The sequence below is a fragment of the Paenibacillus sp. H1-7 genome (assembly GCF_022354825.1).
In the GTDB taxonomy this organism is placed as follows: domain Bacteria; phylum Bacillota; class Bacilli; order Paenibacillales; family NBRC-103111; genus Paenibacillus_S.
The window spans coordinates 6,409,943-6,431,744 of the sequence record NZ_CP031168.1 but is presented as its reverse complement, the minus strand read 5'-3'; the positions used below and the strand labels follow the sequence as shown (position 1 = coordinate 6,431,744).

General features: G+C 52.1%; 20 protein-coding genes. 11 read left to right on the top strand and 9 right to left on the bottom strand.

Annotated elements, in window-relative coordinates; translation table 11 throughout:
* Nucleotides 1–66: 66 nt before the first annotated feature.
* Nucleotides 67–873 carry a histidinol-phosphatase gene (locus DVH26_RS28420; RefSeq protein ID WP_239635516.1) on the bottom strand — a complete coding sequence of 269 codons (807 nt, stop codon included), beginning with the start codon at nt 871–873 and terminating at the stop codon, nt 67–69.
* 5 nt (nt 874–878) lie between these two features.
* Nucleotides 879–1,781, bottom strand: coding sequence for a LysR family transcriptional regulator (locus tag DVH26_RS28415; RefSeq protein WP_239628049.1), 903 nt, complete (start codon nt 1,779–1,781; stop codon nt 879–881).
* Nucleotides 1,782–2,050: 269 nt separating this feature from the next.
* On the opposite strand from DVH26_RS28415, the gene DVH26_RS28410 reads away from it, so the two are divergent.
* Both DVH26_RS28410 and DVH26_RS28405 read left to right on the top strand, forming a co-directional pair.
* A complete protein-coding gene (locus tag DVH26_RS28410) occupies nt 2,051–3,583 on the top strand; it encodes an MDR family MFS transporter (protein ID WP_239628046.1) in 1,533 nt (510 codons plus the stop codon).
* Nucleotides 3,584–3,648: 65 nt separating this feature from the next.
* Entirely contained in the window at nt 3,649–4,212 is a 564-nt protein-coding gene (locus tag DVH26_RS28405) for a PadR family transcriptional regulator (protein ID WP_239628044.1), read from the top strand.
* 164 nt (nt 4,213–4,376) lie between these two features.
* On the opposite strand, the gene DVH26_RS28400 is transcribed toward DVH26_RS28405, so the two are convergent.
* A complete protein-coding gene (locus DVH26_RS28400; RefSeq protein ID WP_239628041.1) occupies nt 4,377–5,165 on the bottom strand; it encodes a TIGR01457 family HAD-type hydrolase in 789 nt (262 codons plus the stop codon).
* Between the two features lie 132 nt (nt 5,166–5,297).
* Here DVH26_RS28400 and DVH26_RS28395 point away from each other — a divergent pair, with 132 nt between their 5' ends.
* The 4 genes from DVH26_RS28395 to DVH26_RS28380 all read left to right on the top strand — a co-directional run bounded on the left by DVH26_RS28395 (nt 5,298) and on the right by DVH26_RS28380 (nt 11,908).
* On the top strand, nt 5,298–5,972 hold the full coding sequence (locus DVH26_RS28395; RefSeq protein WP_239628039.1) for a DNA alkylation repair protein: 675 nt from the start codon (nt 5,298–5,300) through the stop codon (nt 5,970–5,972).
* A gap of 228 nt (nt 5,973–6,200) precedes the next feature.
* The gene (locus DVH26_RS28390) at nt 6,201–6,692 is read left to right on the top strand and encodes a cysteine dioxygenase (protein WP_239628036.1); all 492 of its coding nucleotides are present in this window, start codon (nt 6,201–6,203) and stop codon (nt 6,690–6,692) included.
* 176 nt (nt 6,693–6,868) lie between these two features.
* Complete coding sequence (locus tag DVH26_RS28385) at nt 6,869–7,717, top strand: AraC family transcriptional regulator (RefSeq protein WP_239628034.1); 849 nt, start codon at nt 6,869–6,871, stop codon at nt 7,715–7,717.
* 135 nt (nt 7,718–7,852) lie between these two features.
* Nucleotides 7,853–11,908 carry a X2-like carbohydrate binding domain-containing protein gene (locus tag DVH26_RS28380; RefSeq protein ID WP_239628032.1) on the top strand — a complete coding sequence of 1,352 codons (4,056 nt, stop codon included), beginning with the start codon at nt 7,853–7,855 and terminating at the stop codon, nt 11,906–11,908.
* A gap of 475 nt (nt 11,909–12,383) precedes the next feature.
* Here the strand turns inward: DVH26_RS28380 and DVH26_RS28375 are convergent, their stop codons facing one another.
* Nucleotides 12,384–13,643, bottom strand: coding sequence for an MFS transporter (locus tag DVH26_RS28375; protein ID WP_239628030.1), 1,260 nt, complete (start codon nt 13,641–13,643; stop codon nt 12,384–12,386).
* A gap of 229 nt (nt 13,644–13,872) precedes the next feature.
* Here DVH26_RS28375 and DVH26_RS28370 point away from each other — a divergent pair, with 229 nt between their 5' ends.
* From DVH26_RS28370 to DVH26_RS28360, 3 genes are all read left to right on the top strand, one after another.
* Nucleotides 13,873–14,835, top strand: a complete 963-nt coding sequence (locus DVH26_RS28370; RefSeq protein WP_239635515.1) for an acetylxylan esterase — start codon at nt 13,873–13,875, stop codon at nt 14,833–14,835.
* A gap of 104 nt (nt 14,836–14,939) precedes the next feature.
* The gene (locus tag DVH26_RS28365) at nt 14,940–15,422 is read left to right on the top strand and encodes a CcdC family protein (protein ID WP_239628028.1); all 483 of its coding nucleotides are present in this window, start codon (nt 14,940–14,942) and stop codon (nt 15,420–15,422) included.
* Nucleotides 15,423–15,580: 158 nt separating this feature from the next.
* Nucleotides 15,581–16,042, top strand: coding sequence for a zinc ribbon domain-containing protein (locus tag DVH26_RS28360; protein WP_239628026.1), 462 nt, complete (start codon nt 15,581–15,583; stop codon nt 16,040–16,042).
* A 48-nt stretch (nt 16,043–16,090) separates the two neighbouring features.
* On the opposite strand, the gene DVH26_RS28355 is transcribed toward DVH26_RS28360, so the two are convergent.
* From DVH26_RS28355 to DVH26_RS28335, 5 genes are all read right to left on the bottom strand, one after another.
* Nucleotides 16,091–16,462 carry a c-type cytochrome gene (locus DVH26_RS28355; protein WP_239628024.1) on the bottom strand — a complete coding sequence of 124 codons (372 nt, stop codon included), beginning with the start codon at nt 16,460–16,462 and terminating at the stop codon, nt 16,091–16,093.
* Nucleotides 16,459–16,662 carry a twin-arginine translocase TatA/TatE family subunit gene (locus tag DVH26_RS28350; RefSeq protein WP_239628023.1) on the bottom strand — a complete coding sequence of 68 codons (204 nt, stop codon included), beginning with the start codon at nt 16,660–16,662 and terminating at the stop codon, nt 16,459–16,461. The genes DVH26_RS28355 and DVH26_RS28350 overlap by 4 nt, the downstream gene beginning before the upstream one ends.
* A 200-nt stretch (nt 16,663–16,862) precedes the next feature.
* On the bottom strand, nt 16,863–17,591 hold the full coding sequence (tatC, locus tag DVH26_RS28345) for a twin-arginine translocase subunit TatC (protein ID WP_239628022.1): 729 nt from the start codon (nt 17,589–17,591) through the stop codon (nt 16,863–16,865).
* Between the two features lie 15 nt (nt 17,592–17,606).
* Complete coding sequence (locus DVH26_RS28340; protein ID WP_239628021.1) at nt 17,607–19,331, bottom strand: GMC family oxidoreductase; 1,725 nt, start codon at nt 19,329–19,331, stop codon at nt 17,607–17,609.
* Between the two features lie 15 nt (nt 19,332–19,346).
* Complete coding sequence (locus tag DVH26_RS28335; protein WP_239628020.1) at nt 19,347–20,114, bottom strand: gluconate 2-dehydrogenase subunit 3 family protein; 768 nt, start codon at nt 20,112–20,114, stop codon at nt 19,347–19,349.
* 272 nt (nt 20,115–20,386) lie between these two features.
* Between DVH26_RS28335 and DVH26_RS28330 the strand changes: the two genes are divergently transcribed.
* Nucleotides 20,387–20,845, top strand: a complete 459-nt coding sequence (locus tag DVH26_RS28330) for a chemotaxis protein CheX (protein ID WP_239628019.1) — start codon at nt 20,387–20,389, stop codon at nt 20,843–20,845.
* Nucleotides 20,846–20,980: 135 nt separating this feature from the next.
* Nucleotides 20,981–21,754 carry an SDR family NAD(P)-dependent oxidoreductase gene (locus tag DVH26_RS28325; RefSeq protein WP_239628017.1) on the top strand — a complete coding sequence of 258 codons (774 nt, stop codon included), beginning with the start codon at nt 20,981–20,983 and terminating at the stop codon, nt 21,752–21,754.
* Nucleotides 21,755–21,802: the final 48 nt, after the last annotated feature.

Here is a 21,802-nt window from a genome sequence, read left to right as displayed (position 1 = left end):
TTCGGGCTTTTTTTGCGTAAAATAAAACGACCTTCCCAACCAAGGAAAGGCCGTCGTACTCATCGTTTATAGCGGAACGATTTGACGTTCTTTTTGCTTAAAATAAACCCATTCTTTGAAGCCGATCTCTTTGAGCCGCTTGCTGACCAAATCCCAGTCGTCACCGACGCGCTCAGGCTTGTGGGCATCGGAGCCGAAGGTCACCTTGACGCCGAAATGGTTGGCTCGTTCGAGAACGGCGTCGATCGGATACCATCCGCCGCAGTCTTTCGTCTTGCCTGATGTATTGATCTCGATTGCGACATCCTGCTCGGCGATCACCTTCAGCGTCTTGTCGACGGCATCCGTCGGAATATCGGAGAAGGCGGGGTAGAAGCCGCGCATCGCATCAATGTGGCCGAGAATTTGGAACATGCCGCTGCGGGCGGATTGGGCAATCAAATCGTAATACATCTCTTTTTGCTCGATCTTCTGCTCGTCAGTCAGGCCGTTCCAGCGCTTTTTGTTAAAAATGCTGACGCCTCCGGACAAATGGACCGAACCGATCAAATAATCGAAGGGATACTGCTCGTAAATTTTGCGGTACACTTCCGCATGCTCTGGAAAATAGTCCGACTCGCAGCCAAGCAGCACATCGATTTTGCCGCTGTACTCCTGTTTCAGCTTAAGCACTTCCTCCACATAACGGCTGAATTCGCTCTTGGCCATGGCAATACCCGGCTGCTCCCGGTCAACGTCGCTTGCAAAATAAGGAGAGTGATCGGAAATCCCGATCACCGACAGACCATGGCGGATGCCGGCTTCAATATAGTCGCGAATCGTCCCCAATGCATGGCCGCAACGCTCGTGGTGGGTATGCAAATCGAATTTCAACATAATCACTCCGATCCGATAAATTGAGTTTCCTGCATGCCTTTCAAATCCTGCAAAAACTGATGCAAAGCGGAGCTCAAGTAGCGTCCCGACTTGTACACGACGCCGACGGGATGGCTGCTCTCCAGCTCGTTTACTTTAATCATCTTTAAGGTACCGAGTCTTAGCTCAGTAGCAATGGACATCTTGGAGATGATCGCGGCGCCCAGATTCAGCTCGACCATCCGCTTCACTTCCTCACTGCTGGACAGCTCCATGACAATTTGCGGCGTAAGGAACCGCTGTTTGAATATTTGATCGACGAATCGCCGTCCTGCGGTCTCGGGAGATAGCATGATCAGGGGAATGTCCTGAAGCTTCTCGATAGGCACATGCTGAAACCGGCTAAGCGGGTGCTGCGGAGAAACGACGAGCTCGAAGGTATCGTAATACAGCACGGAGCATTCCAGTGCAGGGTGCTTTTCGAACAGGTACGTAATGCCGATGTCAATGTTACCGTTCTCGACGTTTTGCATGATTTGCGACGATGTCATGGAATGGATGGTCGTTTTGATCAGCGGGAATTGATCTTGGAAATACGATAGTACCCGCGGCAATATTTGAATGGCGATCGAAGTTGTCGTTCCGAGGTGGATATGCCCTTGCGGCGTACTGTTCAAATCGGCGAGACGCTGCTTCAAATCCTCAACAGTCTGCAGGATAAGCTCCGCATGCTCAAGGAATACCCTTCCGCTATCGGTCAGTGTCACAGGCTGGTTGCGGTCGACCAGCACCGTCTTGAACTCGTCCTCCAGGCTTTTGATCTGGGCCGATACGGCGGGCTGCGTAAGGTTCAGAACCTCTCCCGCTTTGCGAAAGCTCATGGTTTTGGAAATGGTAAGCAGTGTCTCCAATTGGTTTAAATTCAATACCGGACCCTCCTCTCCCAAAGGGGTTATATGTTTCATACATACGGTTTACAGCGCGATAAAATAGATTATATTTATCAACTTTACAAAAAATATAAAAACCTTTTCTCAATATAGTACCATTATATGATACTTGAAGGGAGGGAGCAAACAAAAACTACTTTAGTGCCAAAATAGTTTTATTAATAAATAGTTAAATCACTTGAATACTATTCAAATTTGAATATAATATCTAGTGTAGCAAAACCATGGAAATGAGGGAAGACTTAATGCCACCAAAAAAATCAAATGTCCGTTGGACGATTGCGGGCTTGATGCTCGGACTGCTGCTCGCCTCGCTCGATCAGACCATCGTATCGACTGCGATGCCTACCATCGTCGGAACGCTTGGCGGCTTGGACAAATTCGTATGGGTGTTCTCCGCCTACTTGATCGCCAACGTCGTATCGATGCCTATCTTCGGCAAATTGTCCGATATGTACGGGAGAAAGCTGTTTTTCCTGCTTGGTCTCGGCGTATTCATGATCGGCTCCGCGCTGTGCGGCATGTCGTCGTCCATGCTCGAGCTGATCATTTACCGGGCGATTCAGGGGATCGGCGGAGGCGCGCTGATGCCTATTACGTTCACGATTATTTTCGACTTGTTCCCTCCGGAGAAGCGGGGGAAAATGCAAGGGCTGTTCGGCGCCGTCTTCGGCATATCCAGTGTGCTGGGACCGCTGGCAGGAGCTTATTTTACGGATAATGTGGATTGGACCTGGATTTTCTACATTAACCTGCCGTTAGGCGTTATCTCCTTTGCTCTTATCGCCTTGTTCTATCATCCTGCACTGCCTACGAACCGCAATCAGAAGATCGACTGGCTCGGAACGGTTACGTTCGCCGGCGCCATCTTGTGCCTGATGTTCGCCTTGGAGCTCGGAGGCAAGGAGTTTGCATGGAATTCGCTGCCAAGCTACGGGTTGTTCGGCGGCTTCGTGCTCCTGTTCGTCTTGTTCTTGTGGGTGGAGACGAAGGTTCCCGCTCCGGTCGTGCCGCTGCAGCTGTTCCGCAACCGGCTGTTCAGCTCCAGCATGGGCGCAAGCCTGGTGTATGGCGCGATTATGATGGCCGCTGCCTCCTATATTCCCCTGTTTATCCAGGGAGTATTCGAGGGCTCGGCAACTAGCGCCGGGCAAGTATTAACGCCGATGATGCTCGGAGTAGTAGCGAGCTCTACCTTGGGCGGAAGGTTTATCGGCAGAACGAGCTACCGGAATATTATGCTCGTATCGGTCACTTTGCTTCTTATCGCGACCTTGCTTCTCAGCATGGTTTCGGTGACTACGCCGCGCTGGGTCGTTACGTTGTATATGGTTGTGATGGGTCTCGGCGTTGGGGTCTCGTTCCCGGTTACATCGATGTCGGCGCTGCACCAAATCGGTCCGCAGCAGCGCGGGATTGTGACTTCGCTGGTCAGCTTTTTCCGGTCGATCGGCTCGGCCATTGGCGTTACCGTGTTCGGGGCGGTTCAAGCCGCAGCTCTGAAAGCGAATTTGGCGGAATCGCTCCCCGGCTCCGAGCTAGCCGGAAAGCCTGTCGATGCGCAGGTGCTGCTGCAGCCTCAAGTTAGAGCATCCATACCGGGACCGGAGCTGCAAAAGATGATCATCGCTTTGGCCGATTCGATTGCCTTTGTATTCGCCTGCACGGTGTTTATGGCGGCTGTCGGACTCGTGTTCGTGCTGTTGATGGGAAAAGCAAAAATGGAAATTGCCGCATCGCAGCAAAAGGCTATGCATGCCGAGCAAGTTAAAGCTTGATCTCCCGCGGCAGCGTACGGTAACATGTACAGTGCCGAGTTTGCCGGGAGGGTGAGGAAAAGCCGATGTCGATGAAGCTCGTCATTTTGGGGCTGCTTATGGAGAACAATGCGCATCCCTATGAAATACGCGCAACGATGAAAGAACGCGAAATGCATCATTATATTAAAATGCGGGACGGATCCCTCTATTACGCTATCGATCAGCTGCGTAAAGAGGGCTTGATAGAGACCGTGGAAGTCGTAAGAGACAGCAACCGTCCGGATAAGACGATTTACCGGATTACCGATCAGGGGAAGGAGCTTTTTCAAGAGCTCCTTCTACAGCAGTTCGAGGAGCAGAAGGAGCTGTACGATCCTATGGGGACGGCACTGATGTTTGCCAAGGACGGGGATCAGGAGGAAATTCACCGTATCCTGAGTAGCAGGCTGGAGGAGCAGAAAAAGCGGGTGCGCCAAATGCGAGAGCTGTACGAGGAGCACATCCCCATCGTCTCCCGCGGCGTGCTGCACATGATGATGAATGCTTACGAGCACGGCCTAACCCAGCTTCGCTGTCTGGAGCGGATGGTCAAGGACGCGAAGGACGGACGGATGGCGGAGCGTGGAATTCCGCTCGAGGAGCAATAGCAAGAAGCCGCAGCGAGCACCGGAGGGTGCGCGTGCGGCTTCTTTTTGTTTTGCCGGCGGCGATAGACGGTATCGCCGCGATGATCCCGCAAGCGAGACGCGGCTTCTTCCGCAAGAAGCCGCGTCTCGCTAAGAGCTGGCCGTCCGCCGGCACGAGGCGGCGGTTAGGCCTCCTCCGACAGCTTGACGGCCAGATCCGTCAAGCTGTCGCAAACCAAGTCGGGCTCGACCCCGGTCCGCTGCAGCTGCTCCTGCAGCGTGTCCCGGCTGATGAGCCCGGTAAGCACGAGCGCGGTGCGGCATTGCGCTGCGATACCGCCGCGGATGTCCGTCAGCAGGTTGTCCCCGACAACCCAAATCTGCTCCGCCGGCAATCCGAGCTTGCGGATGGCGTAATTCATAATAATCGGCGACGGCTTGCCGATGACTACGGGCTCGGTTTGGCTGGCCCGCTCGATCGATGCGCCGATCGATCCGGCGCCGGGACGCAGCTCGTTGTTCCACGGGAGCAAGTGATCGGGATTGGTCAGCACGAATTCCGCTCCTGCGCGAATGCGGCTGACGGCTTCCGCCAGCAACTCGTAATTGAAGCTGCGGTCGATCCCTTGCACGACGAAGTCGGCCGGCCCTTCCGTCACCGATTCGAAGCCTGCGTCGCGCATCGCTTGCTGCAGACCATTTTCACCGATGATATAAGCGCGGTTTCCTTTCTTCCGTTCCTGCATGTATAAGGCAGCCGCCTGGGAGGAGGTCAGCACTTCTTCCGGACTTGCCTCAATGCCTACCTTGGCGAAATGCTCCACTACCTGCTCCGGCGTACGAGAGGAATTGTTGGTCACGTACAAGTACGGATAGCCCTGTTCCTTCAACCATTGTATGAACGATGCCGCTCCGGCAATCGGCGAATCTCCATGATATAAAGTTCCGTCCAAATCGAGTAAAAATCCAGGCACTTTTCAATGTCCCCCTTGTTGATAGTAATAAGTTTCAGTGTAGCAAAAGAGGACGGGCTACGCCACACAATGGTATAATGGAAGGATAAAGGGAACGATGTGGTTCCTTTACATTGGATTCGGAGGGGCCCGATGAACGCATACACGGAGCAAATCGTTCGAATGTTCGCACAGCACCACAACGCTGAGGATGCCGTAGCGATGAAGCAATACATGCGGAACCAGTTTGAATTTCTGGGAATAAGGAAACCTCAGCGTGAATCGCTGTTCAAGCAATTCATCCAGGAGCAGGGAGTGCCGTCGATCGAGCTGCTCCCCGATATCATAACGGAGCTGTGGAATTTGCCGGAGCGGGAGTATCAGTACACGGCGCTCGATATATTGGCCAAATCGGTCAAAAGGCTGAATCCGAACCATATGAGCCTGTTGGAGCGGCTTATTGTCAATAAGTCATGGTGGGATACGGTCGACGGCATCGCGCCGAATATGGCGGGGCATCTGCTCAGACAGTATCCGGAGCTGATTGCGATGTATGCGGAGCCTTGGATTGAATCGGATAATATGTGGCTGAACCGGTCTGCGATTTTGTTTCAGTTGAAATATAAACAGCATACGGATGAGAAGCTGCTCTATGACTACATTGTCCGCAAGGCGGATTCGAACGAGTTTTTTATTCAAAAAGCGATCGGCTGGGCGCTGCGGGAATATGCCAAAACAAATCCGGGCTCGGTTCAGCAGTTTATCGACAGTCATGAATTGAAGCCTTTGAGCAGGCGGGAAGGTTTAAAGCATCTGCAGAACGCTTAAGCATAATACAGCAACGGTTGAGGCGATACCTATTCTGGCGATACCGATTCAGGCGAAAAGAAGACACTGGGCGCGAACAGCCCGGTGTTTTTTTGTTGTTTATGCGTTTTTTTCAGGCGATTTTGTGCGCGATACAGGCACCTGCAGGGCATTAGCGGAATAAACCATACATTATAAGATTTTCTTATGCGTATCTGCAGAAAAAGTTATTAATGGAGGTTAACCACCATGAAACTACTTGAAGCCATCGGGCAAGCGTTTCAGCATGTCAAAAGTCCGTCTCCCCATGAATTGAGAGCGTTGATGCAGCAGCTGGATATGAATCCGGAAGAGGTATCCTCGTATGTCGAAGAGCCGTCGTGTTTGCCCTATGGAAGAACCGTCCTGTTCCGGTCGGACGAAGTGGAGGTCATCCTGATCCATCTGCCGGCAGGAAGGGAGACTTACATCCACGATCACGGGGCATCGGAAGGATGTGCTTTGGTGCTCGAGGGCCAGTTGACGAACCGTCACTACCGGCTGGGGACGGGAGGGTACGCTTATGAGAGCGGAGCAAGCATCGTGAAGGCGAACCAGTTCATGTATGCTCCAACCGGTCAAATTCATCAGATGTGCAATGAAGGTAAAGAAAGGGTCGTTTCATTGCATGCCTACACGCCTGTCATGAAGGATACGAAAATCTATGCCACTTACGAGCAGGTGTTGGATTACGTCATTTAGCCGGTTTGTGCGCCCGGACCTGGAGCTTGCTTGCGTCCGTGGCGCATTTTTTTAGGTACAGGAGAAGAATACGCGTCCGCTGCAAATCTACTATACGAAACAAGAAGGGGAACGAAGTCCGGAAATAGAAAGTAAAGGGAGCTAAGCATAACAGCGGATAAAATGGGGGGATGGAGTTGGATAAAGTCGCAGCGCAATTGTTAAACCGCCAGCTGTCGTATTTGCAGGTGCAGCTACTGAATGCCAAGCTGTCGAGATGTACGCAGGATTGGAGAATGCTGCATATTTCCCCTACCTACAACAAACTGTATTACATACGCGACGGAGAAGGGTGGGTGCAGATCGGCAACGAGCTTTTTTATCCCCGGCCCGGGGAGCTGATGCTGATACCAGGCGGAGTGAAGCATTCGTGCTCCACCACTGGTGGCACGCCCTATACGAAATATTGGTGCCATTTCAAATCTAACATCAATTTCGGCAGATTGTTGAACCGTTTGAATCTTCCCTGCCTCGTTCAGGTGGAGGATGCCGGCACCATGCAGCGGCACTTTGAAGAGATGATACATCATTATTCCACACGCGGCCCGACGGCATCGATCCGGATTCAGGCCGCTCTGTTCTCCGTCATCAGTCTGTTTCTCGAACAGGCATTGGCCAACCAGCATCATCACATGGGCTCCGCAATCGAACGCAAACTGATTGATTCCTTGCATTATATCGACGCCCATTTGGCCGAGGAGCTTACTATCGAGCAGCTGTCCCTCCATGCCCATTTCCACCCCAATTACTTCATTCGCATGTTCAAAAAACATATGGGCACGCCGCCGATGAAATATATCCATGAGCGCAGGCTCGAAAAGGCGCAGCAGCTGCTGGCTTCGACCGAACTGACTGTAGGCGAAGTAGCCGGCAGGACAGGCTTTAACGACGTGTCGTATTTCTCGGCGGCTTTTAAGAAGCATACCGGCGCGACTCCTTCGGATTACAGGAATATACCTGCAGCAAGCGCCAGGACGAACCGATAATGCGGCTCCATTCGGCAGGTTAGTTTTACAACAATAAAGGTTAGGCAGACAACTTCTTCTTACTATGTAAGCGCTGTATTATGGTGTGGTGGGCTCGATACGTGCTCACGGCACTTTACATAGGAGAGGCGGGAAATGATGAGACCAACGAGGCGATGGAAGGCGCTGCTTGTTGCAAGTGCGCTGATTTTCGGCAGCTTGCCATGGGGGGAGGGAGGACATAGGGTGCAAGCACAGGAAGGACCCATGCAGCTGTACGTAGCCACTAACGGCAGCGATACGAATGACGGTTCATTGAACAGCCCATTTGCTACGATGGAAAAAGCGAGGGATACGATTCGCGAAAGAAAGGGCGCCGGCGGACTGCCTGCATCCGGTGTTACGGTGAACATCCGGGGCGGCGAATACCGATTCACGGATACGTTTCAGCTGGATGAACGGGATTCCGGGGCGGAGGGCGCTCCTGTTGTGTACCAAGCCTATGGCGGAGAAAAAGTATCCTTCCTCGGCGGCGATACGCTGGATACATCGTTGTTTCAGCCGGTTACGGATGCTGCCGTGCTGGCACGCATTCCGCAGGAAGTCGCAGGTAAAGTGGTTCAGGTCGATTTGAATGCACTTGGCATTACCGATTACGGGCTTCTAGGAAGCAATACAGCGGTGGCTCCGGAGCTGTTTTTTAACGGCAATGTCATGACCTTGGCCAGATGGCCGAACAGCGGTTTTACGACGGTCAACCAGGTCGTGTACACCCCGAATAGCACAGCGGGAACGGGCTATACGTTTAGTTATAAGGATGACGGGCTGCGCAAATGGTCCAGCAGCGACTATACGTGGATGCTCGGGTATTGGGGTAACGACTGGGCTACGAACGATCTGGAGATCAAATCGATCGACTGGGACCGGAAAACGATCGAGACATACAAGGGAACGAGCTATGCGATGAAAGCCGGACAGCGGTTTTACTTCTACAATATTTTGGAAGAGCTCGATGCTCCGGGTGAATGGTATTTGGACCGCAATGCAGGAAAGCTTTATTTTTATCCTCCTGCCCCCGTACAAGGCAAAAAGATTCAGCTGTCTCTATTCAACAAAAACATGATAACGATGAACAATGCATCGAATATTATTTTCAGCGGTTTGTCGATGGAGGTTCATCGCGGTAATGCCATCGATATAACCGGCGGCGAGAACAACCAGATCCGTTACAGCGAAATCAGCAAGATGGGCGGCTACGCGGTCAAAATTAACGGCGGACGCAACAACGGCGTCTACGGCTCCCGGATTTACAGCATGGGCAATGGTGGCGTCTCATTAAATGGAGGGGACTTCACGACTCTGACTCCGGCGGGGAACTATGCCGACAATAACGATATTTACGACTACGCCAGAATCAAACTAACCTATACTTCTGCGGTGGAGCTGAACGGAGTCGGCAACCGGGCGACGCATAACAAAATGCATGATGCGCCCCACCTCGCGATCCAGTTCCGAGGGAACGACCATGTGATGGAGTATAACGAAATTTATGACGTGGTCAAAGAAACGGCGGACGCGTCGGCCATTTACTCGGGTAGAAGCTTCGTATGGCGCGGCAATGCCATTCGCTATAATTATTTCCATGATATTATCGCCAGCGATCTGCGCGTTTCTACCGCTGCTATTTATTTGGACGATTACATGAGCGGCGTGGAGATGCGGGGTAACGTCTTTTCCAAGATCGGCAAGCAGGCGTTCAAGCTGGCCAACGGACGGGAAAATATTGTCGAGAACAATATCGTCATCGACTCGGGAACGTCCATCGCCTTCATGACCCGTGATTATAAGCCGGGTGAGACGAACTATAATTCACTGATGAGCAAATTCAATCAGGTTCCTTATCAAAGCGATCTCTGGAGAGAGCGTTATCCTACGCTGCCCGATATTTTAAACGACGAGCCGTTGCTGCCGAAACGGAATGTCGTCCGCAACAATGCAATTGTGAGCAGCGGGGCCATTTCGGGAGACGTGAACCGCAACATGCAGCTCGGCACGTTTGCCAACAACCTGACCTATGCCGATAAAAATGCTCTCGGGTTCGTGGATCCGGCGAACGGCAACTTTCAGCTGCGGAACGATTCGGTCATTTACACCCAAATACCGGAATTCCTGCCTATTCCGTTCGGCGAAATCGGCATTCAAGCGGCCGGCTTGCCGCAGGCTCATTCCGCTCTGACCGTTCCGTCCATTCAGTTCATGCAAAATGGCGGGGATGTCGCGGTCGGCGTTCATCTGAACGGCAATACGCTGGCTTCCGTATCCGATGCGTCCAGCCGGCTTATCGAAGGCGTCGATTTCGTGAATCAGGGGACATCCGTCCTGTTGAACAAACAATACCTGTCCAAGCTGCCGATTGGACCGCATACGCTTACGTTTGCTTTCAGCGCAGGGAATGAGTCGCTGCTCACCGTGTACGTTCAACCGCCTGCCAGCGCAGAGCTTGGTTCGTCGACCTTGAAGTATGCGCTGGGCTCGGGAGACAGCTCGATTGCGTTGAATCTGAACGGCAACACGCTGGTGTCCATCCGTGACGCCGCCGGCGTTCTTAAGGAAGGAACCGATTATACCGCTACCGGGACCTCGGTTACTTTTAAAAGCGCCTACTTGAGCAAGTTAGCTATTGGGCAATACCCTGTCACGTTTACTTTCAGTTCGGGCAGCAGCGCCGTGCTGACGATTCAGGTTGTTCAAGACAGCTTTACGTTGAACAAAACCTACGCCGCTTCGTCACAATGGAGCGACACCTACACTGCTGGCAAAGCGTTCGACGGCAATACTTCAACCCGCTGGTCTGCAGCCAAAGGCAGCGTGACGGATCAATATCTGCTTGTCGATTTCGGGAATGAAGTCCGGTTCAACCAAGCGGTCATTAATGAAAGCTCGTATCCGCGCGTCGATTCTTACGTGCTGCAGGCTTCGGATGACGGCATTAACTATGTCGATATTCCCGGTACCGAAGGGACGTCGATAGGCGCGAACAAGACGATCAGCTTCGCTCCGGTCACTGCGCAGTATTTGCGCCTGTGGATGTTCTCGACGAAGAAAGAGTCGGGTGTGAGCAAAGAGCCGACGATCAACGAAATCAGTGTGTACTATGTTTCCAACCTGCAGCTGACGGCTCCGGCCAATGTAACTGCAGAAGCGACGGGCGAACGAACGCCGGTTGAGATCGGCACCGCTGTCGCATCAGAAGGCGCCGTAGTCACTAACGACGCGCCGCAGGATTTTCGGCTCGGTACGACGACGGTGACTTGGACTGCGACGGATGCGCAGGGTGACACGATTACGTCCAAGCAGACGGTTACCGTAGTCGATACGAAGCCTCCCGTAATCACGGGAGAAGCTGTGACCCGGCCTAACGCTAACGGATGGTACAATTCGGATGTGACGGTGCGGTTTACGGCTGTTGACAGCGGATCGGGAATAGCGTCCGTCGATTCGGTGAAAATCATCTCATCCGAAGGTGCGAATCAGACTGTTACGGGAACGGCGATGGACAGGGGCGGGAACACGGCGACAGCTGCCGTGTATGGCATCCATCTAGATAAAACAAAGCCTGCCGTTGTTATAAATACCGCATCCTCGTATACGACTTCCCAGTCGATGACGGTATCTTATGCCGTGTACGACAGCTTATCGGGTGTCGATACCGTGTCCGCTGCATTGAACGGCAAGCCGGTTGTGGACGGGCAAACCGTCAGCCTAGCCCAGTTAGCGGGCAGCAATACGCTGACGGTTACGGCTCGGGATAAAGCAGGCAACAGCATCACGCAGTCCGTTGCCTTCCAGGTGGCGGTGGAGGCCAAGGTGGAGATAGTTCCTAACGTCATTATGGCCAAAAATCCGGTGGGAGTGCCTCATTTCCTGGCGTTCATTCAGCTCCCTGCAGGTTACGATGTATCCACCATCGATAAATCCTCGGTAAAGCTGCAAGTTAACGGAGCTTCGGTGCAGGCACAATTAAGTCCGTGGGAATTCGGGGACCGGGTCCAAGGCAAAGACCGGTTCAAAATCGTGATGGTCCGTTTCGACCGGAAGCAAGTGCTTGATGCGCTCGGCAGTGCGAGCGGCAGCACGAAAGTAACGATTGTAGGCAGCATGACGGGCGGAAAAAGCTTTTCCGGCAGCGAGACCATACGAGTGATCCAATGATGAAGCTGTAAATTGAAAAAAGTCGTAGTTATATTGCCCTTGGGCAGCATAACTACGACTTTTCTTTTGTTCTGATCAGAGGGCACGGGCGTCTGATTGCAGGATCTTACGAGCGGGCTACGCCGCGCTTTGCGGCAGCTCATTTGTAAGCCGGAATTTCCGTCTTACAGAAGCATCCGTCAGCGCCGTAGGGCCTTGTAAGGCGGAATTTCCGTGTTACAGCGGGAGAAAGCCGCCCCCGCGCGGCCTCCCCGGCGCTGTAAGCCGCTTTTTCCGTCTTACAGAAGCGTCCGTCAGCGCCGCAAGGCCTTGTAAGGCGGAATTTCCGCGTTACAGCGGGAGAAAGCCGCCGCCGCGCGGCCTCTCCGGCGCTGTAAGCCGCTTTTTCCGTCTTACAGAAGCGGTCGCCAGCGCCGCAGGGCCTAGTAAGGCGGAATTTCCGTCTTACAGCCCTTAACCCTTCCAGCAGCACTCCTTAGCTACTCGAAGTGCTGCCGAGGAGTGCAGTCTTCCGCTCCCGCCCGATGTAGACAACGTAGACGACCAGGTAGATTACGAACATGATGCCTGACAGCCGGTACATCACCGCATAGTTGGTCGCTGCAGCGATGGGGCCGAGAATTAAAGCGCCGAGGCCGATCCCGAGATCGAACGCCGAGAAAAAGGTCGCGTTAGCCGCGCCGCGCCGGTCGGGAGCGGCCCTCTGCACGGTCCATGCCTGAAGCGAAGGCTGGATCGCGCCGAATCCGATGCCGTAGCAGGCGGCGGCCAGCATCAGCATCGGAGTCCCCGACGTGTAGGACAGAAGAAGCAGCCCGGCGAGGCTGAACACGGCTCCCGGGAGGAGAACCCATACATGACCTTTGGTATCGAATATTTTGCCGGATACCGGTCTCACCAGAAACAGCATCAGTGCATTAACCGAGAAAAACCAGCCGACATTAGCGATATTTTGCTCATTGCCGAATAAGGTTATGAAGCTCACGATCCCTCCGTATGTAACGGCGATGAGCAGCACCAGAAGCGACGGGAACAATGCTTGCTTGTCGACAAGTCGGGACAGCAGACTGCTGTTGGCCGCGGGAATTGCAGGCGCCGTCTTATTCGCAGTAGCCTCCTTCGACGGTTTGCCGCTTCCTCGAAGCAGCAAGGAAACCAGCAGCGAGCAGAAGGTCAACGAGAACGAGACGATAAACAAGACGGAGTAATCATAGGTTTTCATAATAGCGATACCGCTCATAGGGCCCAATGCCATGGCCAGCGTAGAAGCTAGACCGAAATACCCCATGCCTTCACCTCGCCGGGAAGCGGGGATGATGTCGGAAGCCATCGTCCCGTACGTCGTCGTCGAAATGCCCCAGCCGATGCCGTGAACGACGCGGAGCAAATAGATGATCCCTACGCTGGCGGCGATAATATAGCTTCCGATAGCTATCAAAGTAATGATCGAGCCGACTACAAGAATTAGTCTGCCTGAGAACATATCGAGTGCCGCGCCGGAAAAAGGCCGGACGATCAGCGCGGACAACGTAAGAATGAAAATAACCATGCCGATGGCGGAATTATCGCCTCCCAATTGAGTTACATAGGCCGGGATGGTTGGCAGCAGCATTTGAAAGCCAAAAAACAAAAAGAGATTGGCAACGGACAGCATAATAAAACGGCTGGTCCACAACGGCTCTTTAGCCGAAGGCTGGATGGATGATGGTGTCGAATCCGCCGGTCGTTCTTTCATAACGGTAGCCTCCTGTAGTTTGTTGTCTTGCCAAGTGCAAGGTACGAACAAGTGTCGCATATTTTAAAACATTTTATATATATATGTTTAATAACCACATTAGCACCTAACCCGTAAATTGTAAATACACCGTTTGGTTCCGAGTGCAGGACGATTCTTCGAATGGAAAGCATTGCCTTATCCGGACCTTATCCTATATAGTTAATAATAAAACAAGGACGTGATGGTTATTCATTACTTGGATAAAAAACAAGCGGAGCTTTACGCCTATCATCCTGAGCCGACACCTCCGGCCGATCTTGATGTGTTTTGGACAGCGACATTGCAGGAGAGCGCGAAGGCTCCGTTCCATGACCGAAGGGAGCTTACTTCAACGAGCTCGGCCTATATCGACGCGTACCGTGTGACTTATAACGGGTTTGACGCTACGCCTATTAAAGGATGGTATCTGCTGCCGCGGTTCTCTATGCAATCGGGCGAAGCGCTGCCTTGCATCGTTTCCTTCCATGGGTATACCGGAAGCAAGGGGATTCCCGAGCATCATGCAGCCTGGCTTTTGGCGAGCTTCGCTGTCTTTGCGGTCGATGTAAGGGGACAAGGCGGTGAGACCGGCAATCTTCTGCCCCTGCATTACGGGATGAGAAAAGGCTGGATCACTCAAGGGATTTTGGATCCTTACCAAAGCTACTACCGCGCTATTACGGTCGATGCGATCAAAGCCGTGCAATGGGCTGCGCAGCAGCCGGAGATCGATCCAGGCTCCATTATCGTCTCCGGGGAGAGTCAGGGAGGCGGACTTGCGCTAATAACCGGTGCGTTAAGCGACATTCCGTGCAAAGTGATTGCGGACATCCCTAACATGTGCCATATGGATTTCGGCATCTTCCATTCGACGGGATCGCTGAAGGAAGCGGCGGACTTCGTGTCAAGCCATCCGGAGTCATTGGAGCAGGTGCTGTACACGTTGAGCTATTTCGACATGCTGAACCTCGTCCACAAGCTGAACAAGCCGGTGCTGATGTCCGTAGGGCTGAAAGACACTGTCTGCATGCCCGAAACGATCTTTGCGGTGTACAACCGGATAACGGCAGACAAGCATTTATGCGTGTTTCCGTTCAACGGGCATTTTACGAGCCGCGACCATATCCAGACGAGAATCCGCTTCATTCGCGACCAAAAGTTCCAGCAGTAACATACTTACTTTACGCAATCGTATTCGTTATACTATAAGAATAGATGAATGAGCTATCGGATCGAGTGATGATCGATTTCTTAAAATACAGGACGGTGAGCGACATGCATATCGTAAATTTGCAAACGACCGTGACGATAGGCGCTGCGATGACGGCAACGATGGCAATGCTTGTCCGTATGCGTTCGACCAATAAGCCGGTTAATCCGAGAAAGCTGCTTATTCCGCCGCTGGCTATGAGTACGGGCTTTCTTATGTTCGCGGTTCCCTTCACCCGCATTCCCTTTACTTGGGGCATCGCCGCACTGCTGATCGGCGCCCTTTTGTTCTCGTATCCGTTAATACGGTATTCGCAGTTAGAGCAGCGTGAAGGACACGTTTATATGAAAAAGTCGAAAGTATTTGCGTTCATTCTTATCGGCTTGCTGCTTATCCGTGTGCTGCTGCGGCAGGTTATTGAGCAGTATGTGTCATTGCCGCAGACCGGCGCGATCTTTTTCCTGCTTGCTTTCGGTATGCTTCTTCCGTGGCGGCTCGCTATGTATGCCAAATTTCGCAAGCTGCAAAGTCAAGAAGCTGCGAACTAATTATCCATAAGTATTGCTGCTAAGCTCCATTCCTGCTGATATAGCCGGGGTGGGGCTTTTTTATCACAATGATCTCTGGTTGAAAATGGCATGCGGAGGGTAGGTTCCGTCATATGGATAATGATAAGAAATCAGAAGATCCAAGGGAGGCTTGTCCGATGTCATTTTTCGACAAAATGAAGCAAGGAGCGTCCGAGGCCGCCAAAAAAGCGCAGCAAACCGTAGAAATGACGAAGCTTAGAACGCAAATCGCTTCGAAAGAGAAAGAAATCGAGAAGGCGTTCACATTGATCGGAGAATCGATATATCAATCGCATACAGCCGGCAACTGGAAGAGCTCCGAGCGGGACGTAGCAGCATACTGCGACCATATTGCTCTGCTGAAGCAGGGCATTCAGGCGTTGGAAGTCAAAATCAAGCTGGCCAAAAATGAAAAAGAATGCCGGTGCGGGAAAGTCGTTGCGAGCGACGTAAAATTTTGTCCGGTGTGCGGGTTCCAGTTTCAAGATTTCCAGCGTACGGAGGAGTCGGACGAGGCAGTTCAGGTCATGTGCCGTTCCTGCAAAAATTACAACGAAATGGATGCCAAGTTTTGCGCTCATTGCGGCGTCGTCATCTAAGGCTTGTAAAAAAGAAAGAGAAGGCTTGGGGGCCTTCTCTTTTTAATGCTATTTTTTGGCCGCCAGCCAGTCGGCAAGCCCTTGAACCTCGGTATCCTTCAGCTGATTTTTGAAGGCTGGCATACCGCCCCCGCCATTGGAGATTTTGGTGGCGATTTGATCTTTGTTTAATTTGCCGCCGACAGCAGCTAGGCTCGGGCCTGTTTTCCCTTCCAGGTTGCCGCCGTGGCAAGCCATACAGCTTTGCTTGTAAATCGCTTCGGCATTAACCGTACCGCCTCCAGCCGTACCGCCGGTTGTGCCTCCGGCTGCAGGGGATGGAGATGGCGAAGGGGTAGGCGTCGCTGTTTTGCCGCCTCCACAGGCCGTCATGCTTAAGACGAACAGGATCGTTAGTAACAGCAGGTGCCATTTTTTCATTTCAATTCCTCCAGTGCGTGCTTGATGGGTTCATCTCTTTTATCGTCTCCGTCATCGACCATGCCTCTTGTCGAATTGCGGAATTCGCGAAGCGTATCGCCGAACGCTCTTCCGAGCTGCGGAAGCTTGGCCGGACCGAATACGATCAGCGCAATGATCAAGATGATGATCAGCCCTGAAACCCCGATGTTGTTGAACATGTTTTTTCCTCCTAAGAGTTTTGCCGTAGGCAAAACTGGCATCGAAAGCATTACTTGAGTTTTCGTAATAAAACTGGCATCGAAAGCGGTACTTGAGTTTTCGTAAGAAAACTTACTTCGAAAGCGCTGCTGAGTTGGGCTTGTACATCCTATTACCCTAGCCCGGAAGTAATCCAAACCAGTCGAGGCCACTTGAAGCGCTACGGGTTTGGCATCGCCGACAGCTTGCGGTAATATTGGCCGGACACGATCACGCTAAGCTCGAATAAAATCAGCAGCGGAATTGTGACGGACAGATGAGATACGAAATCCGGAGGCGAAATGCACGAGCCGGTGATCGCTAGTCCCAGGTATGCGTATTTTCTCGTTTTCTTCAGCCTCTCCGGCGTGAGCACGCCGATTCGTGTCAGAAACAGCACGACGACAGGCATCTCGAACGCGATGGCGAGAGGGAAGATCACATTGAACATGAAAGAAAAATATTTGTCTATCCCGTATGTTTCCACAGCACCGATCGTTTGATTCATCTTTTTCATGAATTGGACCATCATCGGAAACACCACATAATAGCTAAACGCAATTCCTGACAAGAAAAGGAAGAACGAAGCCGGTATGTAGGCGAAAGTTTCCTTAGCCTCCGAATCGGTCAAGCCGGGTCGAACGAACGCCCATACGTGATAGAGCAGGATAGGCAGCGTCACGAACACCGCGAATACGAACGCGCATTTCATGTAGATGAACAGGCCGTCGGTGAACGAAAATACGTTCCACTGCACGTCCATTGCGGCAGGTCTGGAGCGGATATACTCCAATATGGCCGGGGAGACGTACAGTCCGGTGCACAATGCCAGGACGAACCAGACGACCACGATGATGAGCCGTTTTCTTACTTCGGTCAGGTGCTCTACCAGATCTTCATTGGCTTCCACGAACGGTTCACCCCGCTATACTAAAGATCCGCCGCCCTGCTGGATATATTTCAAAATCCCCTCCGACGCACGGTAAGATAACGCTCCTACCACGGCCGTCGGGTTATATCCGCTGTTATGGGCAAAATTCGACGCCCCGATAATAAACACATTTTCCGCATCCCACATTTGCAGGAAGTTGTTCACGACAGAAGTGTTCGGATCGGCGCCCATCACCGTACCGCCCGTATTATGAGTCGATTGGTACGGCACGATGTTGTAGTTTTTCAGTTCGGCGTTCGTCTGCTGCTTGGTTGGCTTCATTTCCTTCATGATGCCGTCCGCTTTCTCGGCTATGAATTTCACGAGCTCCCGGTCCTGGTCTTCGAAGTCATACGTAATCCGTATAAGCGGAAGACCATAAGCATCCTTGTATGTAGGGTCGAGATCCAGATAGTGGTGTCTCCACGGCATGTTGGAGCCTTGACCGCTTACCGATAAGACGCGGTTGGCATATTTGATCGAGGCCTGCTTAAATTCCTTGCCCCAACCCGGAGTCCCTTTGGGCGTCGAGTTATTGTCAATCGGACGAAGCCCGGTTTGGGATATGCGAATCCCTGCGCCATGGATGAAATTCAGACTGCTGTGATCGAAGTTGTCGCCGTTGAAATCATCGATTTCGCTGCCAAGAGCGCCTGCGCCGGCATACAGATTGAACTCCTGATCGTCATAAAAGCCGACCGAGGTAGCGCCGTTCACCTGGTACGCATAGTTTCTTCCGACGACGCCGGTGCCGGTTTTCGGATCGTAAGGCTTGCCCAGCTTCGATGTGAGCAGCAGCCGTACATTGTTGAACACGTAGCTGGTCAGGATGACGATATCGGCAGGCTGTTCGAACTCTTCGCCTGTGATGGTATTCACATACACGACGCCTGTTGCTTTTTTTCCGTCGTGCAAAATTTTGGTCACATTCGATTCGGTTCGAATTTCCAAATTGCCGGTTGCTTGAGCTACCGGGATGACGGTAACGACCGGATCTGCCTTCGCGCCGTATTCGCAGCCGAACCGTTCGCAAAAGGCGCAGTATTGACAGGCTGCACGGGTAATCCCGTCAGGGTTCGTATATTGCGTCGACAGGTTGCCTGAAGGATACATGTACGGATGGTAGCCGAGCTTTTTGCTTGCTTCCTCGAACATGAGGATGCTTGGTGTTTTTTTCATCGGCGGCGTCGGAAACGGATTGGAACGTTTGCCGACCATCGGATTTTGCTCGGCTTCACCGGAGATTCCGGCCGTTTTTTCAAACTTATCGAAATAAGGCTCCAGCTGGTCGTAAGTAATGCCCCAGTCTTGGATCGTCATTCCTTCGGGTATTTTTTTCGCGCCATAGCGTTCTACCGTCTTCGTATAAATTTCAAAATCGTACGGCAGGAAGCGGAAATATTGACCGTTCCAATGGACGCCTGCGCCGCCCAAGCCTTCGCCTAGAAGGAAGGAGCCGTAGGAACGCATCGGAAGTGCCGTTCCTTTTTCCGTATTGCGGAAGGTGACCGTTTCTTTGGACAGGTCTTGCATGAGGCCGTATTGGCGCGCATAGCGAAGCTCGTCGTGGACCATGTAATAGTCCTCGGTTTTTCTGCCTTTGCCCCGTTCCAAGGCTACAACCTTGATGCCGGCTTTCGTCAATTCGGCTGCGATGACGCCGCCGGTCCAGCCCAATCCGACGACAACGGCTTGTACTTGAGGTAATTTGGTAGCCATAATCGTTCCTCCTTGCTAGTGGCTCAGATGGTCGCGCAGGCTTTGCGGTTCCATCTTCACGAATTCTTTTTTGTCGATGACATCAAGATAGCTCATTTGGTTACCGGGGTAGTTTTTCATTTTCCATCCCATCATATTTTTGTTGCCGCCATACAACGGATCGGAGTAGACGCCTTCCATGGTGAAGTTCTGAAGCATTTTGAAAAAGACAGGTCCCGTCGACCCGTACAGCTTAATATCGTTGCCGGCCTCCATCGCCTTCAGCACCTCGTCCTGCTCGGCTTCTCCCAGATCGAGGAACGATTTCTTGTATTTGCTCTGGCTTAAATTTTGGATCCCTTGCAGTCCCATCGTAAACAGCTCATGACGTCTTACATTCGGGAAATTCCCCTGTGTCACCTCGCCTGCCTGAAAAGGTCCCATCATGTAATCTCTAGCATTGATGCCCCATTGTCCGCCCAGCTGATGGTCGATGAAATAAGCGACTCCCAGCTCCTTCGCGCCTGGTCCCAGCTCGTCTTTGGGGAAAATACGCTCGGTTATCGCTTCCGTCAAACGGAACTGCTCCTGGTTGAAAAACATCAGCGCCTGATTATAGTCCGCGGCAGGCTGGATAGGGGTTGTTTCCGGCTGCTTGGAAGGCTCTACGGTTCTATTAAAGCCTTTGGTGATGGCAGTTCCTACAACACCGCCGACGACGACGCCGCCGAGGGCCACCCCGGAATACTTCAGAAATTTACGCCTGGAATTGCTTTGCGGTTCATTGGTATTATGGTCCGGCAAAGAAAGCTCCTCCTTCTGGATGCAAATGTGGATATATGGGGGAATTGCCTGTAATAAGGGTAGTTTTCCTAACTTTTGCATATTTATTCTATAAGAAGGAAGGGTCTGCATCCGGTGGTTTCAAACAAGGGATCGAAAGATGGGATGAAGGTCCTATTTTACGGCTTCACAAGCAAAAAATGTATACTTATTGTCGAATTTTAGGTATAATGAAGGAGATTTAGGACCTATGAATGTTGTGCGAGATTATCGCAAAGGAGAACGTTCACCTTATGAAGGCAGAATATATTAATCCTTTTTTGGAATCGGCAAGGATCGTTATCGAGCAGGTCGCCAGTATCCGGCCTTCAACGGGGCAGCTAGGGATAAAGGATGTTAAGTTCGTCGAGAAATACATATGGATTCAAATCGGAATGACAGGCCAAATGCAAGGCGATATCGTGTTCGGTCTGCATGAAGATGTGGCTTTGAAGATGGTCTCCGCCATGATGGGGGGCTTTACGATTACCGAGATGGATGAAATGAGCAAGAGCGCAATCTCGGAGCTCGGCAATATGATCAGCGGCAATGCAAGCACGATGCTGTACAATCAGGGCGTTAAGGTGGATATAACACCGCCGAAGCTGCTTCATTCCGCGAACTCCGCAGGATTTTTGCCTAAGAAAGCATTGACGATCCCACTTATTATGGAGGGAATCGGGGAGCTGGACATTCAGGTTTTGATCGTCTAAATCAAATAGATTACAATAGTAAGCGGGGAGCTTTCCGGACAAGGAACAGCGATCCGCTTTTTTTGCTAATTAGCGGATGACCGCAATCAGATAATGCGAAAGGTATGATTACTCTAGTTCACGGGGGAATGAACGATGTTTACTGGCAAGGTTGCCGTTATTACCGGAGCTTCCAGCGGGATCGGCGCAATAATGGCACAAAAGCTGTCTCAGCGTGGAGCGGTCCCGGTGCTTATGGCGCGATCGACCGATAAGCTCGAAGCCGTTGCCGCCTCTTTGCAAGGCCCGTGCGGAGTGTACCGGATCGATGTGACTTCGACGGGGCAGGTGATGCAGACGATGGAACAAGTCATCGAGCAGTACGGACGGATCGACATGCTCATCAACAATGCGGGGTACGGCATATTCGAGCGGTTTGTCGACGCGCCTTTGGAGCAGTTTGAAGATATGATGAATGTCAATTACATGGGGACGGTTCGCTGTACGAAAGCGGTACTGCCCCATATGCTGAAAGCAGGCGGCGGGCATATTGTCAATATTGCGTCCATGGCCGGCAAGATCGGTTCCGCCAAATCGTCAGGCTATTCCGCAACCAAGCATGCGGTGCTCGGCTTTACGAACTGCTTGCGTCAGGAGCTGGTGGGTACCGGCGTTTATTTGTCCGCCATCAATCCTGGGCCGATCGATACACCCTTCTTCGACAAAGCTGATCCTACGGGCAACTATGTAAACAACGTCCGGTGGTTTATGCTGAAGCCGGATAAGGTGGCTGACCGGGTGCTGCACGCCATCGAACGGCGCATCCCCGAGATCGATATGCCTCTTATGGCGGGAGTGGGCGTGAAGCTGTTCCAGCTGTTTCCCCGTGCCTTCGATAAGGTGGCTTACAAGGTGCTGAACAAGAAGTGATATTGTGTCATCCTGAAATAGAGGGGATGAGCTCGCAAGCTAGGAATT

What these genes read in the sequence shown, in the direction of transcription:
- DVH26_RS28340 (WP_239628021.1), bottom strand. Translation starts at nt 19,331, where the DNA reads ATGGCTACCAAATTACCTCAAGTACAAGCCGTTGTCGTCGGATTGGGC.
- DVH26_RS28350 (WP_239628023.1), bottom strand. Translation starts at nt 16,662, where the DNA reads ATGTTCAACAACATCGGGGTTTCAGGGCTGATCATCATCTTGATCATT.
- DVH26_RS28405 (WP_239628044.1), top strand. Translation starts at nt 3,649, where the DNA reads ATGTCGATGAAGCTCGTCATTTTGGGGCTGCTTATGGAGAACAATGCG.
- DVH26_RS28390 (WP_239628036.1), top strand. Translation starts at nt 6,201, where the DNA reads ATGAAACTACTTGAAGCCATCGGGCAAGCGTTTCAGCATGTCAAAAGT.
- DVH26_RS28365 (WP_239628028.1), top strand. Translation starts at nt 14,940, where the DNA reads ATGCATATCGTAAATTTGCAAACGACCGTGACGATAGGCGCTGCGATG.
- DVH26_RS28375 (WP_239628030.1), bottom strand. Translation starts at nt 13,643, where the DNA reads ATGAAAGAACGACCGGCGGATTCGACACCATCATCCATCCAGCCTTCG.
- DVH26_RS28380 (WP_239628032.1), top strand. Translation starts at nt 7,853, where the DNA reads ATGATGAGACCAACGAGGCGATGGAAGGCGCTGCTTGTTGCAAGTGCG.
- DVH26_RS28360 (WP_239628026.1), top strand. Translation starts at nt 15,581, where the DNA reads ATGTCATTTTTCGACAAAATGAAGCAAGGAGCGTCCGAGGCCGCCAAA.
- DVH26_RS28325 (WP_239628017.1), top strand. Translation starts at nt 20,981, where the DNA reads ATGTTTACTGGCAAGGTTGCCGTTATTACCGGAGCTTCCAGCGGGATC.
- DVH26_RS28395 (WP_239628039.1), top strand. Translation starts at nt 5,298, where the DNA reads ATGAACGCATACACGGAGCAAATCGTTCGAATGTTCGCACAGCACCAC.
- DVH26_RS28410 (WP_239628046.1), top strand. Translation starts at nt 2,051, where the DNA reads ATGCCACCAAAAAAATCAAATGTCCGTTGGACGATTGCGGGCTTGATG.
- DVH26_RS28355 (WP_239628024.1), bottom strand. Translation starts at nt 16,462, where the DNA reads ATGAAAAAATGGCACCTGCTGTTACTAACGATCCTGTTCGTCTTAAGC.
- DVH26_RS28330 (WP_239628019.1), top strand. Translation starts at nt 20,387, where the DNA reads ATGAAGGCAGAATATATTAATCCTTTTTTGGAATCGGCAAGGATCGTT.